Source organism: Tritonibacter scottomollicae, from assembly GCF_032924845.1.
Lineage (GTDB): Bacteria > Pseudomonadota > Alphaproteobacteria > Rhodobacterales > Rhodobacteraceae > Epibacterium > Epibacterium scottomollicae.
In genome coordinates, this window is record NZ_CP136704.1 from 2,179,227 (window position 1) to 2,196,444 (window position 17,218).

At 60.6% G+C, this 17,218-nt stretch carries 18 protein-coding genes; 11 read left to right on the forward strand and 7 right to left on the reverse strand.

Annotated features, from left to right (window positions below; all coding sequences use genetic code 11):
- Window positions 1-32: 32 nt before the first annotated feature.
- The 5 genes from R1T40_RS11070 to coxB all read right to left on the reverse strand — a co-directional run bounded on the left by R1T40_RS11070 (window position 33) and on the right by coxB (window position 3,611).
- A complete protein-coding gene (locus R1T40_RS11070; protein WP_106162086.1) occupies window positions 33-848 on the reverse strand; it encodes a cytochrome c oxidase subunit 3 in 816 nt (271 codons plus the stop codon).
- A 25-nt stretch (window positions 849-873) separates the two neighbouring features.
- Window positions 874-1,461 (reverse strand): cytochrome c oxidase assembly protein, encoded by a 588-nt coding sequence (locus R1T40_RS11075; protein WP_106162085.1) that lies wholly within the window; start codon window positions 1,459-1,461, stop codon window positions 874-876.
- Between the two features lie 5 nt (window positions 1,462-1,466).
- Window positions 1,467-1,628: a cytochrome C oxidase assembly protein gene (locus tag R1T40_RS11080; protein ID WP_106162084.1), complete on the reverse strand. Its 162-nt coding sequence runs from the start codon at window positions 1,626-1,628 to the stop codon at window positions 1,467-1,469.
- A 5-nt stretch (window positions 1,629-1,633) separates the two neighbouring features.
- Entirely contained in the window at window positions 1,634-2,575 is a 942-nt protein-coding gene (cyoE, locus tag R1T40_RS11085; RefSeq protein WP_317384135.1) for a heme o synthase, read from the reverse strand.
- A gap of 121 nt (window positions 2,576-2,696) precedes the next feature.
- Complete coding sequence (coxB, locus tag R1T40_RS11090; protein WP_317384136.1) at window positions 2,697-3,611, reverse strand: cytochrome c oxidase subunit II; 915 nt, start codon at window positions 3,609-3,611, stop codon at window positions 2,697-2,699.
- A 181-nt stretch (window positions 3,612-3,792) separates the two neighbouring features.
- Between coxB and tldD the strand changes: the two genes are divergently transcribed.
- The 3 genes from tldD (at window position 3,793) to topA (ending at window position 9,520) form a co-directional block, all read left to right on the forward strand.
- Window positions 3,793-5,214 (forward strand): metalloprotease TldD, encoded by a 1,422-nt coding sequence (gene tldD / locus R1T40_RS11095; protein ID WP_317384137.1) that lies wholly within the window; start codon window positions 3,793-3,795, stop codon window positions 5,212-5,214.
- Between the two features lie 344 nt (window positions 5,215-5,558).
- Window positions 5,559-6,710 (forward strand): DNA-processing protein DprA, encoded by a 1,152-nt coding sequence (gene dprA / locus R1T40_RS11100; RefSeq protein ID WP_317384138.1) that lies wholly within the window; start codon window positions 5,559-5,561, stop codon window positions 6,708-6,710.
- A 140-nt stretch (window positions 6,711-6,850) separates the two neighbouring features.
- Window positions 6,851-9,520, forward strand: a complete 2,670-nt coding sequence (gene topA / locus R1T40_RS11105; protein WP_317384139.1) for a type I DNA topoisomerase — start codon at window positions 6,851-6,853, stop codon at window positions 9,518-9,520.
- A gap of 97 nt (window positions 9,521-9,617) precedes the next feature.
- Here the strand turns inward: topA and R1T40_RS11110 are convergent, their stop codons facing one another.
- Window positions 9,618-10,202 carry a TetR/AcrR family transcriptional regulator gene (locus R1T40_RS11110; RefSeq protein WP_317384140.1) on the reverse strand — a complete coding sequence of 195 codons (585 nt, stop codon included), beginning with the start codon at window positions 10,200-10,202 and terminating at the stop codon, window positions 9,618-9,620.
- A gap of 61 nt (window positions 10,203-10,263) precedes the next feature.
- Here R1T40_RS11110 and R1T40_RS11115 point away from each other — a divergent pair, with 61 nt between their 5' ends.
- The 3 genes from R1T40_RS11115 (at window position 10,264) to R1T40_RS11125 (ending at window position 12,181) form a co-directional block, all read left to right on the forward strand.
- Entirely contained in the window at window positions 10,264-10,689 is a 426-nt protein-coding gene (locus tag R1T40_RS11115; protein WP_317384141.1) for a VOC family protein, read from the forward strand.
- Between the two features lie 157 nt (window positions 10,690-10,846).
- The gene (locus R1T40_RS11120; protein WP_106162076.1) at window positions 10,847-11,551 is read left to right on the forward strand and encodes a CoA transferase subunit A; all 705 of its coding nucleotides are present in this window, start codon (window positions 10,847-10,849) and stop codon (window positions 11,549-11,551) included.
- A gap of 3 nt (window positions 11,552-11,554) precedes the next feature.
- Window positions 11,555-12,181, forward strand: coding sequence for a 3-oxoacid CoA-transferase subunit B (locus tag R1T40_RS11125; protein ID WP_106162075.1), 627 nt, complete (start codon window positions 11,555-11,557; stop codon window positions 12,179-12,181).
- A 91-nt stretch (window positions 12,182-12,272) separates the two neighbouring features.
- Here R1T40_RS11125 and R1T40_RS11130 read toward each other — a convergent pair whose 3' ends face one another.
- Complete coding sequence (locus R1T40_RS11130; protein ID WP_317384142.1) at window positions 12,273-13,085, reverse strand: lytic transglycosylase domain-containing protein; 813 nt, start codon at window positions 13,083-13,085, stop codon at window positions 12,273-12,275.
- A 361-nt stretch (window positions 13,086-13,446) separates the two neighbouring features.
- On the opposite strand from R1T40_RS11130, the gene R1T40_RS11135 reads away from it, so the two are divergent.
- The 5 genes from R1T40_RS11135 to R1T40_RS11155 all read left to right on the forward strand — a co-directional run bounded on the left by R1T40_RS11135 (window position 13,447) and on the right by R1T40_RS11155 (window position 17,204).
- Window positions 13,447-13,677 (forward strand): Flp family type IVb pilin, encoded by a 231-nt coding sequence (locus tag R1T40_RS11135; protein WP_317384143.1) that lies wholly within the window; start codon window positions 13,447-13,449, stop codon window positions 13,675-13,677.
- A 107-nt stretch (window positions 13,678-13,784) separates the two neighbouring features.
- Window positions 13,785-13,958, forward strand: coding sequence for a hypothetical protein (locus tag R1T40_RS11140; RefSeq protein WP_317384144.1), 174 nt, complete (start codon window positions 13,785-13,787; stop codon window positions 13,956-13,958).
- A gap of 132 nt (window positions 13,959-14,090) precedes the next feature.
- Window positions 14,091-14,954 carry a Flp pilus assembly protein CpaB gene (cpaB, locus tag R1T40_RS11145; protein ID WP_317384145.1) on the forward strand — a complete coding sequence of 288 codons (864 nt, stop codon included), beginning with the start codon at window positions 14,091-14,093 and terminating at the stop codon, window positions 14,952-14,954.
- 215 nt (window positions 14,955-15,169) lie between these two features.
- Window positions 15,170-16,561 carry a type II and III secretion system protein family protein gene (locus tag R1T40_RS11150; protein ID WP_317384146.1) on the forward strand — a complete coding sequence of 464 codons (1,392 nt, stop codon included), beginning with the start codon at window positions 15,170-15,172 and terminating at the stop codon, window positions 16,559-16,561.
- 22 nt (window positions 16,562-16,583) lie between these two features.
- Complete coding sequence (locus tag R1T40_RS11155; RefSeq protein WP_106162322.1) at window positions 16,584-17,204, forward strand: OmpA family protein; 621 nt, start codon at window positions 16,584-16,586, stop codon at window positions 17,202-17,204.
- Window positions 17,205-17,218: the final 14 nt, after the last annotated feature.

Consider the following 17,218-nt stretch of genomic DNA (forward strand, 5'->3'; position numbering starts at 1 on the left):
AAAACCGCAATCATGTATCCGCTACATTGAGATCAGTGCGCCAGTCCGGCGGTGCCCCAGATGTAGACCGCAACAAAGAGGAACAGCCAGACCACATCGACGAAGTGCCAGTACCAGGCTGCCATCTCGAAACCGGCGTGCTGTTTCGGGGTGAAGTCCCCCTTCATCGCACGGATCAGGCAGACGATAAGGAAGATCGTGCCGAGCACCACGTGGAAGCCGTGAAAGCCGGTCGCCATGAAGAAGTTGGAGTAGAACTCGTCACCACCGAACTCCCAGCCTTCGTGCAGCAGGTGCACATATTCGTAGCCCTGCAGGACGGTGAAGAACACACCGAGCACGATACCAATGGCCAGACCGTTGATCAGGCCCTTGCGGTCATTTTCATGCACCAGCGCATGGTGTGCCCAGGTCACGGCACAGCCCGAAAGCAACAGCACCAGCGTGTTGATCAACGGCAGGTGAAACGCGTCCACGGGATAGATCTCCGGCGCCACATATTCGGTGCCGACATAGCGCTCCATCGGGTACATGGCGTGTTTGAAGAATGACCAGAACCAAGCGAAGAAGAACATCACCTCGGACATGACAAACAGGATGAAGCCATACCGCAGGCCGATCAGCACCACGGGGGTGTGATCGCCGGCCTTGTTCTCGGCGATGGTCTCGGACCACCAGCAGAAGGCGGAGTAGAGCACGGCGACGAGGCCCGCCCAGAACAGCCAAGCTGTAACGTCGTGCATCCAGAGCACGGCGCCAAAGAGCATGACGAAGGCGCCAATGCTGCTGATCAACGGCCAGATAGACGGCGGCAGAATGTGGAAGTCGTGATTTTTAGCATGCGCCATTTTAAGTGTCCCTCACCAAAGCGGCCTAGTTCAGTTCCGTCTCTGCCCCGGATGTATCTCCGGTGTCGAGGGCGGCATAGCCCTCGGGCAGATCGATCTCGTGAAATGTGTACGACAAGGTGATCGTATGCACAAATTTTGCCTCCGCGTCCTCGACAATCTCGGGGTCCACGAAGAAGGTCACAGGCATCATCACCCGCTCCCCAGGTTGCAGCACCTGCTCATTAAAGCAGAAACACTGAATTTTCTCAAAGTAGTAGCCAGCCGAATAGGGCGCCACGTTGTAGGAGGCCTGCCCTGCGACGGGACGATCCGTCGGGTTATAGGCCTCGTAGAAGGCCAGCCCGGTCTCACCGATCTTCAGTTCCATGATCCGTTCGACGGGTTTGAATTCCCACGGCATATCGCGGTCCTTCGACGCGTCGAAGCGGACCTTGATAGTTTTGTTCAATACCTGATCAGACCCGGCATCAGCGACCTGGGTCACGCCACCAAAGCCGGTGACACGGCAAAACCAGTCGTAGAACGGGACAGAGGCCCAGGCCAGCCCACCCATCAGGGTCACCACTCCGACCAGCTGTATCACTGTCTTTTTAGGACCGCTCATCGCCATCAGGTTTACTCTCCGCCTTCGATTTCGGGGAACGTAAAGCCGGCTGACGTCACTTTGACCATGGTCAGCGCCAATACCAGAACGACAAATCCGGCCAGCAGCAGGCCAACGCCAAAGTTGCGGCCTTTGCGTCGGTTGTGCAGCTCATGTTCCTTGCGCAAGCTCATCTCAGTTACCAGCCTCCCAGACCGTATGGTTTCAGCAGCGCCTCTGCGAGGATCGCTCCAAAGTGCAGAAACAGATAGAGCAACGACAGCTTGAAGAAAGAGCGCTCCACTTTGAAGTTGTCATCCTCGCAGATCGCCTCGTCACGGCGCCAGATCTGCACGGCCCCTTTGAGGAACAGCGCATTCAGCACCAGCGCGACGGTCAGATTGATCGGACCACCGACGCCGGTAAAGGCGGTGGCGAGAGCGAAGGTCGCGAGAATGATAGTGTAAACGAGGATATGCTTGCGGGTGGATCGACGACCATGTGTCACGGTCAGCATCGGCACATCCGCGATGTCGTAGTCGTTGCGCATGAAGAGCGCCAGCGCCCAGAAATGCGGCGGGGTCCACAAAAAGGTCAGCGCGAACATCAACCACGGTTCAATCGTCATCGACCCGGTTGCCGCGATCCAGCCGATGACCGGCGGGAAGGCCCCTGCTGCACCACCGATGACGATATTTTGCGGCGTCGCACGCTTCAGCCACATGGTGTAGACCACCACGTAGAAGAAAATGGTGAAGGCCAGAAAAGCCCCCGCAAAGACGTTGGTCGCCAGCGCCAGCATGATCACCGACAGGCCAGACAGCGCCAGACCGAGGCTCAGCGCTTCGCCTTTGTCGACTTTGCCTGCGGGAATTGGGCGCGACTTGGTGCGTTTCATCACCTGATCGATATCGGAGTCCCACCACATGTTGAGCGCACCGGACGCCCCACCGCCAATGGCGATGAACAAAATCGCGCAAAAACCGACAACCGGATGCACCCCAACGGGCGCTGCGAGCAAGCCGACGAGGGCGGTGAACACAACCAGCGACATGACGCGCGGTTTGAGCAACGCAAAGTAATCGCCCAAGGAGGCGTCATCTTCACGGATCATGCTTGCGTTGATGCTGGCGTCGCTCATGTCTCAAGCTCTTTTCGGGTCTGTGACGGCCACGCATTCAAAGCGTGGCCGTTTTTCAGGAAACGGGCATGGGCGCCTCCGCACCTGCTCTGGCAAGCAAGGCGCAGAAGCAGAATCGTCCTCAGTTGGAGGCGACTTGGAAGCTTTGCGGCAGGCCGGCGTATTCATCGATCGCGCCATTCAGCCATTCGTCATAGGCTTCCTGGCTCACAACCTTGACCGTGATCGGCATGTAGGCATGGTCCTTGCCGCACAGTTCGGAACACTGACCGAAATATACGCCTTCCTGCGTCGGCTTGAACCACAGCTCTGCCAGACGGCCCGGAACCGCATCCTGTTTCACGCCGAAGGCTGGCATCGCCCAGGAGTGGATCACATCCGCACCGGTCACCTGCATGACGATGGTCTTGTTCACCGGAACAACAACCGCAGTGTCCGTGGCCAGAAGGAATTCGTCACCCGCATAGCCTGCGTCTTTGAGCTTCAGCTCCATCGCGTCGTTATAAACGAAGGGTGTCACGTCGGCGTCAGCCGGGCGCGCGCTTTCGTTCAACGTGGCCGGGTGACCAATCAGGTAGCTGTCGAAGGCAAAGTCGTGATCGACGTACTCGTAGCCCCAATACCACTGGTAGCCGGTGACCTTGATGGTCACGTCGCCTTCGGGGATTTCCTGCTGACGGAACAGTTCCGGCAGGGAGAAGGAGCCGATGACGATCAGGATAAGGATCGGCACAACGGTCCACGCAATCTCGATCGGTGTGTTGTGGGTGAAGCTGGACGCTTCCGGGTTGGCGCGGCGGTTGAAGCGCACGATGGCGTAGAGCATCAAACCGGCGACAAAGATACAAACCGCAGTGATGATGATGAGAATCATGTGGTCCAGCTGGTGAATACCTTCCGCCAGTTCGGAGGCCGCCGGCTGGAAGCCAAGGTTGCCATCTGTCGGCTTACCAATGGTTTCCAGACCTTCTTGCGCCATTGCTGGAAGGCTCGAAAGAGCGGCGATAAAGCCCGAAAGCGTCAAAGCATTCTTCATGTCGTTTCCTGATCGCTTGATCGTTGCATGGGACGGGGTCGCGGAATCGTTCAGAAAAACTCTGCTGCGCCCGTTGTCTTTGAGGCTGTTAAAAATCATATTCTGGAGAGGTTATAAAGAGGGTAGCTCGCGTCATAGCGTCGCTTTCTTGACTTAGATCAAAAAAATCGAGGCCCATTTGATGGATACACCCGCATTTCGCCCCTTTGAGACCACTCTCCCCGAGGATGAGGCGCTGCCGGTTCTGCGCGACGCGCTCGCCGGAGCCGACGATGGCGAGATTTTTGCCGAGCGCACCAAATCGGAGGCTCTGGTCTTTGATGATGGTCGCCTGCGCACCGCGAGCTACGACGCGGCCGAGGGCTTTGGGCTGCGAGCCGTCCGCGGCGAGGTGGCCGGCTACGCTCACTCCACCACGATGTCCGTCTCGGCCCTGAAACGCGCTGCCGAAACCGCGCGGCTGGCTGTCGGCGCTGGCGGCGGCACCATGTCCCCTGCCCCGCAGGCCACCAACCAGAAACTCTATGGTGACCTCGACCCGATCGCCGCGCAGGCCTTTCCCGTCAAGGTGGAGACCCTGCGGGAGATCGACAGTTTTTCCCGCGAGCTGGATCCGCGCGTGGTTCAGGTCTCGGCCACTCTGGCCGCATCGTTGCAGGAGATTGAGATCCTGCGCGCCGATGGCACCCGGGTGCGCGACGTGCGACCGATGACCCGTGTCAACGTCTCGGTCATTGTCGAGGACGGCGGACGACGCGAAAGCGGCACCGCGGGTGGCGGCGGGCGTGTGGGCCTTGATGGGCTGATCCTGCCGCAGGACTGGCAGGCCAAGGCCCGTGAGGCGCTGCGGATCGCGCTGGTCAATCTCGAAGCCGAACCCGCTCCGGCCGGGGAATTTGACGTGGTGCTTGGGCCCGGCTGGCCCGGCATCCTGCTGCATGAGGCCATCGGCCATGGGCTTGAAGGTGACTTCAACCGCAAAGGGTCGTCTGCCTTTGCCGGGCTGTTGGGGAGCCGCATCGCCTCCCCCGGTGTCACCGTGCTGGACGATGGCACGATCCCTGACCGCCGCGGTTCCATCACCATTGATGACGAGGGCACGCCCAGTCAGAAAACCACGCTGATCGAAGACGGTATTCTGGTCGGCTACATGCAGGATCGCCAAAACGCCCGCCTCGTGGGGGTCGAACCCACCGGCAACGGTCGACGCCAGAGCTTTGCACATGCGCCGATGCCGCGAATGACCAATACATATATGTTGGGCGGTGACGCGGCCCCCGAAGATCTCGTCAAGGACATGAAGGATGGCATCTGGGCCGTCGGCTTTGGCGGCGGTCAGGTGGACATTACCAATGGCAAGTTCGTCTTCTCTTGCACCGAAGCCTATCGGGTGAAGGATGGCAAGATCGGTGCGCCGGTGAAGGGCGCCACCCTGATCGGCGATGGTGCCACCGCCCTTCAGAAGATCCGCGGCCTTGGCAATGACATGGCACTCGATCCGGGTATGGGGAACTGCGGCAAGCAGGGCCAGTGGGTGCCGGTCGGTGTTGGCCAACCCAGCGTGCTCATGGGTGGCCTGACGGTTGGCGGCTCTGCCACCTGAGACACAGTCGACACGCAAACATTCAGGCGATTCATTCCTTGTGATGAATCGCCTGTTCCAGCCCATCAGCCGCAGTCATGCCGCCATGGGTGCGCGCTTACGGTTGTTTAACGAAGTAGGCAAAATCGAGCCCAATCCAGCCCGAAACGGACACATATTTACCAAGTATCGCCCGCGAAACCTGTGATCGCGGCGTCAGCCAAATGCATGCGTGACACCAATGTCGTTATTTTTCAGTGACATAGCGAAAAGTACCGAAAAATCTCGATAAATCCGCGCGGCGTTCACCACCTGTTAACCGCGAAAGTCGTAAACCTAGTCTTGCAACAAGGCGAGGCGAGGGCATGACCGGAGAAGCAAATTCTTCCACTCACCCCCCACTCCCACCCACCACGGAAGATCAAAGGTATTCCTGGCTTCGTCTGTTGCGTTCCCGAGGAATTGGGACAGTGACCTTCTACCGGCTTCTGGCCGAGTATGGATCAGCGCAGAATGTGCTGGATAAGCTGCCCGAAGTGGCAGCGGCTGCGAGCGTAAAAGGGTACAGAACGTACTCAAAAGACCAATTAGACGCCGAGCTTGACACAGCAAAAGCCGCCAATGCGCGGCTTTTGTGCTTTGGCGATCCTGAATATCCCGCTCCTCTTGCGGCCATCCCCAACCCGCCGCCTGTGCTCTGGGCGATGGGCGATTTGTCGTTGCTGTCACGCCCGGCGATCGCCATTGTCGGCGCGCGCAATGCCTCGTCGCTGGGGCGGCGTATGGCCTATGCCCTGGCGCGCGATCTCGGCGCTGCAGGCTATACGGTGGTCTCGGGTCTGGCGCGCGGCATTGACGCCAGCGCGCATGAGGGCGCGCTTGGATCCGGCACCATCGCGGTGCAGGGCGGCGGCGTCGATATCATATACCCGTCCGAGAACACCCGGCTGGCGCAGTCCATTGCAAAGCAGGGCCTGCGCCTGTCGGAGCAGCCCATGGGTCTGCAACCTCAGGCCCGCCACTTCCCACCGCGCAACCGCATTATCGCCGGCATCGGGCTTGCTACCATCGTTGTTGAGGCGGCGGTGAAATCCGGCAGCCTGATCACCGCCCGCGATGCGCTCGATCTGGGGCGCGACGTGATGGCGGTGCCCGGACATCCGTTTGATGCCCGCGCCAGTGGTGGCAACCTACTGATCCGGGATGGTGCGGTGCTGGTTCGCGACGCCCAAGATGTGATCGACGCGCTGCCGCCGCTCGACCATCCGCCTGCCCCCGTGAGGCCCATAGATCCCGCAGACCTCCCTCCTCCTCCGCCGGAGCGGCGCAGCCTGCGGCAGACCGCCGCGCTGCATCAGCAAATACTTGATCGACTGGCCATGGCGCCCACCCCTGAAGGCCAGTTGATCGACGATCTGGACAGCACCGCCCGCAGGGTGCGCACGGTGCTGACCGACCTTGAACTTGCGGGCGAAATTGGCCGCGGGCCCGGCGGGGTGATCATCAAGAAACGCTGATTTCCGGGCTCCAAACGCGGCCGGCCCTGTAGGATATCCGGGCTGGCTTTCTTCGCCCGGATTGACATTCTCCCCTTGCGCGACACATGTTGCCCCGCCATAGAGCGCGATTAAACCCGTATGGAAAGGTGCCTATTTTTATGCCAGTCGTCGTCGTCGAATCACCGGCCAAAGCTAAAACGATCAACAAGTATCTGGGCTCCGACTACACCGTTCTGGCATCCTATGGTCACGTACGGGACCTGCCCGCCAAGAACGGATCGGTACAGCCGGACGATGATTTTGCCATGACCTGGGAGGTCGGCAACGACTCCAAGAAACATGTGCGCGCCATCGCCGAGGCGCTGAAAACCGACAATGCCCTGATCCTCGCGACTGACCCTGATCGCGAAGGCGAGGCGATCAGCTGGCACCTGCAGGAGGCGCTGACCAAGCGCCGTTCGATCAAGAAGGACACCGACGTCAAGCGTGTGACCTTCAATGCGATCACCAAGGAAGCTGTCACAGAAGCCATGCGCAACCCGCGTGAAGTCGACCTGCCGCTGGTGGAGGCCTATCTGGCCCGCCGCGCACTGGACTATCTCGTCGGGTTCAACCTCTCTCCGGTACTGTGGCGCAAACTGCCCGGTGCCCGGTCGGCCGGTCGCGTGCAATCGGTCTGCCTGCGTCTGATCGTCGAGCGCGAGATGGAGATCGAAGCCTTCAACCCGCAAGAATATTGGTCGGTGCGCGCCCATCTGGCGACCCCGCGCGGCCAGTCCTTCGAGGCACGGCTGACGGTTCTGGGCGGCGAAAAGCTCGACAAGTTCAGCCTGGCAAATTCCACCGCCGCCGAACTGGCGGTGCAGGCCGTGGCCAGCCGCAAGATGTCGGTGCTGTCGGTCGAAGCCAAACCTGCCGCGCGCAACCCGTCGGCGCCCTTCATGACCTCGACCCTGCAACAGGAAGCCAGCCGCAAGTTCGGCATGGGCGCCAAACAGTGCATGAACACCGCGCAGCGCCTCTATGAGGCCGGTCTCATCACCTATATGCGAACCGACGGCATCGACATGGCGCCCGAGGCGGTCACCGCCGCACGCGAGGAAATCGCGACCCGCTATGGCAAGGATTATGTGCCGGGCGAGCCGCGCATCTACAAGAACAAGGCCAAGAACGCGCAGGAAGCCCACGAGTGTATTCGCCCCACGGACATGAGCCGTGACGCCAAGAGCCTCAAGGTTTCTGAGGACGACCAGCGCAAGCTCTATGATCTGATCTGGAAGCGGACACTGGCCTGCCAGATGGCCGGTGCCCGGATGGAACGCACCACGGTCGACATTGGCTCCGACGACAAGCAGGTGGTGCTGCGCGCCACCGGTCAGGTGGTGCTCTTCGACGGGTTCATGCGGGTCTATGAAGAAGGCCGCGATGATGTTGTGGACGAGGACGACAAGCGCCTGCCCCAGATCATGCAGGGCGAGAGCCTGAAATTTGGCTCCTCCCTCGCCGCGCAGGCTGAAAAGCCCGGCAAGGACGGCTCCCGCCTGTCCGAGGATGGCGCCACGCTGGCGCTGCAGCACCATACCCAACCGCCGCCGCGCTACACCGAGGCGACGCTGGTCAAACGCATGGAAGAGCTTGGCATCGGACGCCCGTCCACCTATGCCAGCGTCATCACCACGATCCAGGACCGCGAATACGTTCGCAAGGACAAGAACCGCCTGTTCCCCGAGGACAAGGGGCGGATCGTGACCATCTTCCTGCTGAACTTCTTCAAGCGCTACGTGGAGTATGACTTTACCGCCGCACTGGAAAACCAGTTGGATGACGTGAGTGCCGGGGGCAAGGACTACAAGGAACTGCTGGACAGCTTCTGGCGCGATTTCTCGGCGGCGATCTCCGAGACCTCGGATCTGCGGATCTCCGAGGTGCTGGATGTGCTGGACGAAGCGCTGGCACCGCAGCTCTATCCACCGCGCGAAGATGGCGGCGACCCGCGCCAATGCCCGAAATGCGGCGCAGGCCAGCTGCATCTGAAGACCTCGCGCACCGGCGGGTTTGTCGGCTGCGGCAACTACCCGGAGTGCAACTACACCCGTCCAATCTCCGGCGAGGGTGCCGAAGGCTACGAACGGGTGCTGGGCGAGGATGATGGTGACGAGATCCACCTGAAATCCGGTCGCTTTGGACCCTATGTGCAACGCGGCGAAGTCACGCCCGAGAACAAGAAGCCACCGCGGTCCTCGCTGCCGAAACAGGGCAAGGACTACCTGCCCGGTTGGGGGCCGAACGACATCACCCTGGAACAGGGGGTGACCCTGCTGACCCTGCCGCGCGAAATCGGCGCACATCCGGATGGGGGCGTGGTGTCCTCAAACCTTGGTCGCTTCGGGCCCTACATTATGCATCAGCGCCCGGATGAGGAAAAACCGGTCTATGTGAACCTCAAGGAGACGCTGGACGTCTTCGAGATCGGCATGAACCGGGCGGTGGAGATGCTGGCGGAGAAGCGGGCCAATCCGGGCCGGGGCCGCTCTGCCGCGGCCAAGGCGCTGCGCGAGCTGGGTGAACACCCCAGCGAAGGCGGGCCGGTCAACATCATGGACGGGCGCTACGGGCCATATGTCAAATGGGGCAAGGTCAATGCGACCCTGCCCAAGGACACTGAGGCCAAGGATGTGACCATGGAGATGGCGGTCGAGCTGATCAACGAGAAGGCCGGCAAGACGGGTAAGAAGAAAGCACCCGCCAAGAAGGCCGCCGCCAAGACCAAAACCGCGGCGAAAAAGGCCCCTGCCAAGAAGAAAGCGGCCAAAACCTCTGGCGAATAACCGCGCTGGCGGGGGGCTCCCGCCCGTCTCATCAGCATTGAAAATGCAGACGCGCCCGTTGGGCCCGGCGCCGCGCTGACGCGCGGCGCCTCGCGTTTCACCCGAAGCCAGTGCCCAGAAGGGCGGTCATCGCAGCCTCGAAGTCCTCAGGAGCGCCGTCCCCCTGCGTGATCGCCAAGGCTGCCCGGTCAAACGCCGCCGACAGGACCGTGGCGCGCGCGTCCAGCTCTCCGGCGGGTAGATCTGGCTGCGCTGCGGCCAGACCGAGACGCAGGGCCGCCCTGCCCCCGCCCGCGTCGATGCGATCCATTTCCTGCGCACCGAGGACCGAGGGGCCATCAACCAGCAGCAATTGCGCCCGCCCGTCGATCTGCATCGCCGCAAAGAACGCGCGGCTGCCCGCGGTCAACGCGCCCTCACCGACCGCCCCCTGCCCTGCGGCCTGGATGGCCTGCGTGACCGCCTCAGCCTCCTGCTGCACAACGGCGTGAAACAGCGCCCGCTTGTCGTCGAAGTGATGATATAGCGCCCCCCGCGTGGCTCCTGCCGCACGCACGATCTCCGGGGTGCTGGCCTCGGCATAGCCTTTTTCCACAAAGAGCGCGCGCGCCGCCGCGATCAGCCGGGCGCGCATCTGCGCCCGACGCTCTGGATTGGGGGTGGGTTTGTTTTCTTCTTGCATACATGCAGCCTGTTTGTTTATTAAAACATACTGCATGTATGTTACTCTTGGAGAGAGACAGATGAAACCCACCCAGTTCTACCCCGTGATCCAGACCCCCGACGTGGGCGCAACGGCGCGCTTTTACCAGACGAATTTTGGCTTCTCGCCCGTCTTCACCTCGGATTGGTACATTCACCTGCAAAGCGATACGGACCCCGGTGTGAACCTCGCCATCCTCGACGGCAGCCACGAAACCATCCCCGAGGGCGCGCGGGGCACGACCTGCCATATGCTGCTGAACTTTGAGGTGGAGGACGCCCGGGCCGAGTATGACCGCCTCAGCGCGCTGGGGCTGGAAGTGGTGAAGCCGCTCTGCGACGAGGACTTCGGCCAGCGCCATTTCATCCTGAAAGACCCCAATGGCGTGCTGATCGACGTCATCACACCCATCGCCCCCAGCCCGGCCTTTGCCGCTCAATACAATGCCGAAGCGCTGCCCGGCTGAGCCTTTCATCTTTTCAAAAATACCTCCGCCGGAGGCACGGGGCCAATTGGCCCCGTCGCACCATCGGTAGAAATACGCAGAGCTTTCCGTATTCGTTGACTCGACAGCGCAGCTAAGGCGATTAGCTTGATCCAGAGGAAATGGAAGGGAGAGTTCCATGAAAAAGGTATACGGCTCTGCTGCCGAGGCCCTGGACGGGGTGCTGTTCGACGGCATGACCATCGCGGCCGGCGGCTTTGGCCTCTGCGGCATCCCCGAACTGCTGCTTGAGGCGATCAAACAGGCGGGCACCAAGGATCTGACCTTTGCGTCCAACAATGCGGGCGTCGATGATTTTGGCATCGGCATCCTGCTGCAGACCAAGCAGGTCAAGAAAATGATGTCGTCCTACGTGGGCGAGAACGCGGAATTCATGCGTCAGTATCTGTCCGGCGAGCTGGAGCTGGAGTTCAACCCGCAAGGTACCTTGGCCGAACGCATGCGCGCCGGCGGCTGCGGCATTCCGGGTTTCTACACAAAGACCGGCGTCGGCACCCAGATTGCCGAGGGCAAGGAAGTCAAGGAATTCGACGGCGAGGAGTACATCCTCGAACGCGGTATCTTTGCGGATCTGTCGATCGTGAAGGCGTGGAAAGCTGACGAGACCGGCAACCTCGTATTCCGCAAGACTGCCCGCAACTTCAACCCGCCCGCCGCCATGTGCGGCAAGGTCTGCGTGGTCGAGGTGGAAGAGATCGTGCCCACCGGCAGCCTGGATCCCGATCACATCCACCTGCCCGGCGTCTATGTGCACCGCCTGATCCAAGGCGAGCACGAAAAACGCATCGAAAAAGTGACCACCCGTCCGCGTGAGGAGGCCTGATCCATGGCATGGGACCGCAACCAGATGGCCGCACGCGCGGCACAGGAACTCGAAGACGGCATGTATGTGAACCTCGGCATCGGCATCCCGACGCTGGTGGCCAACTACGTCGGCGACAAGGACATCACGCTGCAGTCGGAAAACGGCATGCTGGGTATGGGCCCCTTCCCCTTTGAGGGCGAGGAAGACCCGGACCTGATCAACGCCGGCAAGCAGACCATCACCGAGCTGAACCGAACTGCCTATTTCGACAGCGCAACCTCCTTCGGCATGATCCGGGGCGGCAAGATCGCCGCTGCGATCCTCGGCGCGATGGAAGTGGCGGAGAACGGCGATCTGGCGAACTGGATGATCCCCGGCAAGCTGATCAAAGGCATGGGCGGCGCAATGGACCTGGTGGCGGGCGTGGGCCGCGTCATCGTGGTAATGGACCACGCCAACAAGCACGGCGAGTCCAAGCTGTTGAAGGAATGCACCCTGCCGCTGACCGGCAAGGGCGTGGTGGATCGCATCATCACCAACTTTGGCGTGCTGGACGTTGTTGAAGGCGGGTTGAAGATCGTCGAGGTCGCCGAGGGCGTCACCGAAGACGAGCTGCGCGCCGCCACCGAGGCAACCATCGTCAACTAGTCGACGGATTTTTCCTTCGTAAATGACACGCGTGGCGCGGTGATCGAGAGATCGCCGCGCCTTTTTTGCACGCCGCCCAGACCCTCGACGTTCAGTTCATGGATTGGAAAACGCACCCGTCCGACACCATGATCGGAGGCGTTGTGCACAGGTTGCGCGTGACCCGATAGGCCGCGAGCACCTTTGGTACATAGTCACGGGTTTCCGCATAAGGGGGGACGCCTCCGTGCTCACGCACCGCTCCTGCGCCCGCATTATACCCGGCCAGAACCAGAACCGGATCGCCGGAGAATTCCTGCATGAGCACATCCAGGAACTTCACCCCACCAAGAATGTTCTGCTGCGCATCAAACGCATCCGAAACGCCAAATTGCGTCGCAGTGTCAGGCATCAACTGCATCAGGCCCTGAGCCCCGACCCGGCTGACAGCATCCGCTTTTCCACCGGATTCGACCGCCATGACCGCAAGCACCAGTGCGGGAGAGACATCAGTGCCAATGGTCGACGTCAACAGGGTCACGCCATAGTCGGCAATCATGTCCTGCAAATCCTGCAGGCGCGGCGCGGGAACCTCGACGCGGCCCTCAAGCACCCCAAGCCCGTCCTGCAACCGCCCCGGAGACGCGCCTGCCAAATCGGTGCCCACCTCATCCCAGAACCAGGCGAACCGCGCGACCTTCGCCGCCGGAGCAAGCGAGCCGTCCGGCGCAGCTGCAACGGGGGCATCGGCCGCGGGCTCTGCTTCAGGGTCGATCTGCACGGTGATCCGCTTCTGTGTGCCCGCAGTTGGTGGCCGGACCCGCTTTGCCTCAAAATCCGCAAATGGCACGGGCTGCGCCGCCTCCTGCGCACACACGGCACTCGCGACCAAGAGACCACAGCATGCGGCCAGCACCCTTTTCATATTACGCCCGTTCGTTTTCTGCTCTGATTTGAGAGAATCCTGAGCCAAAGCCGACCAAAAATCCAGTCTGACAGTCGGGAATTGGGCCATTTTGCCATATTTGCTCCTCAATCCGGCTACCCGGGGGGCGTCTACGTCAGCAAGAAACGGCAAATTCCCTTTGTGAATAGAACCTTACCGAATTTGCTAACATTTTTTTAATCTTAATGAAGCGTTTCCGGATTTCGGCCCAATTCCTGCCACGCTGCATGCGGATAACAGGGACATCCAAAGCGGGACGTCATCTGAAGGTGAGAGAGCAGATGACACTAAGCGCCCAACAGGATGCCAACATTCTACCGATCCTCAGGAGGGACGAACCATGATCAAATTCTTCAAGAACTTCCGCAAAGACGAAGACGGCGCCGTAACAGTTGACTGGGTTGTACTGACCGCAGCTGTCGCCGTTCTGGGCACCCTCGTTTACAGCCAGATTTCGCAGGGTGTGACTGATATGACATCCAGCACCAGCACGTTCCTGTCCGACCACGACTCCGACTCCTACCTTGCCGGCGATGGCGCAGGCGAAGGCGAAGGCGGTGAGGGCAGCTAACCCTCAGGTCTAGCCAAGGGTCACCTGACCCGAACAAATCTGTCCCGGGCCGCGCGCATGGCGCTGGCCCGGGACCTGCAAGGGGGCACTTGCGCGGGAGTACGCTCATGACAACGCTGAAAATCTTTCGGAGCCGTGAAGACGGGGCCGTATCAGTTGACTGGGTCGTGCTTGCGGCGGCGATGGCCGCATTGGCCTTTCTGGCCGCGCAGCTGATGCGCGGCGGAACCATGGATGCGGTCGGCTCCTTGGCTGACTATCTGACCAACTGGACGTTCTGAGCAGCGCTACGACGCATCATCGCCGGAATGCCCCTGGCGTCGGGAGGACATTCGCATATTGCGTTTATCTCGGATGCCACTTTGCCCGTAGCGGGCGCACCACCGCCCTGAGCATCACTGAAAGGGACTACCATGAGAGCAGTTTTCGGACTTGTGCTCGTCGTGGGCGTCGCCCTGGCTGGCGGCGCCGTCATGATGGCAAAGAACTATATCGAGAGATACCAGACGGCGCTGGCGCAAGAGCAAGCCAACCGGACCACATCCGTGCCAACCGTTGCGGTATTCGTCGCGAATAGAACGCTCTCGTACGGGCAACGCCTGACCAAAGAGTCCGTGCGGGCCGTGGCATGGCCAAAGAATGCCCTGCCAGAGGGTGTCTTCAGCGACGAGGCAACGCTGTTCCCGTCCGAAAAGGCATCAGATGCGCGCTATGTTCTGCGTACCATGGAACGCAACGAGCCCCTGATGGCTGTAAAAATAACCTCCCCCGGCGAAGATGCTGGCATTACCTCCCGTCTTGAAAAAGGTATGCGGGCCTTCGCCATCCGTGTTGACGTTGCCAGCGGCGTGTCGGGGTTCCTGCGGCCCGGGGACCGGGTTGATGTCTATTGGAGTGGGCAACCTCCTGCCCGCCGTGGTCAGGCGAACAATGGTGAAGTGACACGATTGATCCAGACGAACATCGAGTTGGTCGCTGTAGATCAGATCGCAGGCAGCGATTTAAAGGATGCGGTCGTCGCACGCACCGTGACGGTCAAAGCGCTGCCAGAACAGGTTGCGACCCTTGCTCAGGCTCAATCGACGGGTCGCCTGACTCTGTCCCTTGTCGGTGCCGAAGACGATACGATCGCGTCGCTGGTCGAGGTGGATCAACGTACACTCTTCGGGCTGGGAGAACTGGACGCGCCAGTGCAGGCAGAAGAGAAAAGAGTGTGTACGATCCGCACCCGCCGCGGTGCAGATGTCGTCGACATCCCGATCCCCTGTAGTGATTGAATTTTTTGAATATTTCCTGATCTAAGAACGCAAGGCCCGTATCTCATCTCAGAGGCGCGGGCCTCGTTCTTGTGGCGCGGGATCACCACGCGGCGCGTGAATACACGCTCCGAAGTCATTGATTCTTGCATTGAAACAAGAAGTCGCGCACATTGACCGCAAATTCGGGGCGCAAAGACCCCACACTCTGAGGCGTGATCCGAAAGGCAGGTCACATGTCAATTCGACGTTATTGTGCGGCAGCCCTCACTGGGCTGACCCTTCTGTTTGTTGCGCAGCCCCACGCCGCTCTAGCGCAGGGGATCAGCGTTCTGAAAAAGGGCACCAATGCGATTCTGGATGTCCCGATGAATCGGGCCGTGGTGGTGGAGGCTGATGTTCCGTTTGCAGAGCTGAGCATCGCCAACCCAGGGATCGCAGATATCTCGTCCCTGTCAGATCGAACGATCTATGTACTGGGCAAGTCTCCGGGCATGACCACGCTGACTCTGCTGGACGCCTCCGGCCGTCTGATCACCAATGTCGACGTACGCGTTGCGGCAGATGTGAGCGAATTCAAGAAACGTCTGCAGCAGATCCTGCCCACCGAGAAAATCGAGGTGCGTACCGCCAATGACGGGATCGTCCTTTCCGGCAACGTCTCCAGTTCGCAACGCCTGCAGCGCGCCCTTGATCTCGCCGAGCGCTATGCACCGGATCGGGTCAGCAACCTGATGACAGTCGGCGGCGTTCAGCAGGTCATGCTCAAGGTACGCTTTGCCGAAATGCAGCGCTCGGTCAGCAAGTCACTTGGCTCTTCTGTTGCCTTCCGCTCCAGTCGCACCACTGGTGAGACCGGAACTTGGCTACAAGGCAATAATGGGCTCGGCCAACCGACGATCACCCCTCAGGGCGAGTCCTTGGGCGCAATGTTTGTCGGATTTGACATCGGCTCTGTTGAGTTCGGCATCCTTCTCGAAGCTCTGGAGCAAAAGGGCCTTGTTCGCACGTTGGCAGAGCCCAACCTGTCCGCCCTCTCCGGTCAGGAAGCCAGCTTCCTTGCGGGTGGCGAGTATCCGGTGCCGGTCGCACAGGACGAAGGGACGACAACCGTCGAATTCAAACCCTTTGGCATTGAGCTGAACTTTACCCCCCGCGTCGTGGACGGCGATCTGATCAATCTTGAATTGATGGCCGCCGTCTCCGCGATCGACACTGCCAACTCCCTGACCTTGAACGGGTTTTCGATCAACGCCTTCACGCGTCGCGAAACCGCGACCACAGTGGAATTGCGTGACGGGGAGAGCTTTGCCATCGCAGGGCTGATTGAGGATGAATTCCGTGACGGCGCCGCCCAGATCCCATGGCTGGGTGATGTGCCTGTGCTGGGGGCCCTGTTCCGCAGCGCGGACTACGAACGCAGCCAGAGCGAGCTGGTGATCATCGTCTCCGCGCATCTGGTCACCCCGACACGTGGCGAAGCCTTGTCGCTGCCCACGGACCGGATCCGGCCACCAAGCGAAAAGAACCTGTTCCTATTTGGTCGCACAGAGCGTGCCCAAGGGGGAGCAGCGGGTGAAGTGGCCAATCAGGACTTCAACGGCTCCTACGGCTATCTCCTTGACTAACCCTGACAAAACGGTGGCGCAGATGTTGAAACACGCAGCAATTTTCGGGCTTGCCCTCCTGACGGGGGCCTGCGCCTACAAAGAAGCTGGCGAACCGCTGGATCCGAAATACTTCGGTGTGGCGACCAACAACAACACCGCCGTCCTGTCTGGCGACCGAAGCTACCGCGTGCAACTGGCAACTCGGTTTGCCAACGAAGTGCCCAGCACGATCACCTTTGATTTTGACAGCGCACGCCTTGATGGCAATGCACGTCAGATTCTGGATGCGCAGGCTGAGTGGATCCGACAGTTTCCAGAAGTTCGGTTCCGCGTGTACGGCCATACCGATGCGGTCGGCAGCCAATCCTACAACAAACGGTTGGGTCTACGGCGCGCACGCGCGGCCGTGAACTACTTGGTCACCCGAGGCATTTCTCGAAAACGCCTGGAGGCGGTGGCCTCGTTTGGTGAAACCCAACCTCTCGTCCTCACGGCGCAGCGCGAACGCCGCAATCGTCGCACTGTGACAGAGGTCAGCGGCTTCGTGGCCGCGCGTGTCAATGAGCTGGACGGCAAATACGCCGCTGTCATCTATCGCGACTACATCACCAGCGCGGCTGCCGTCAGCACCTTGTCGACCGATTCGGGCCTGGACGAGTAAGCACCCTCAAGAGC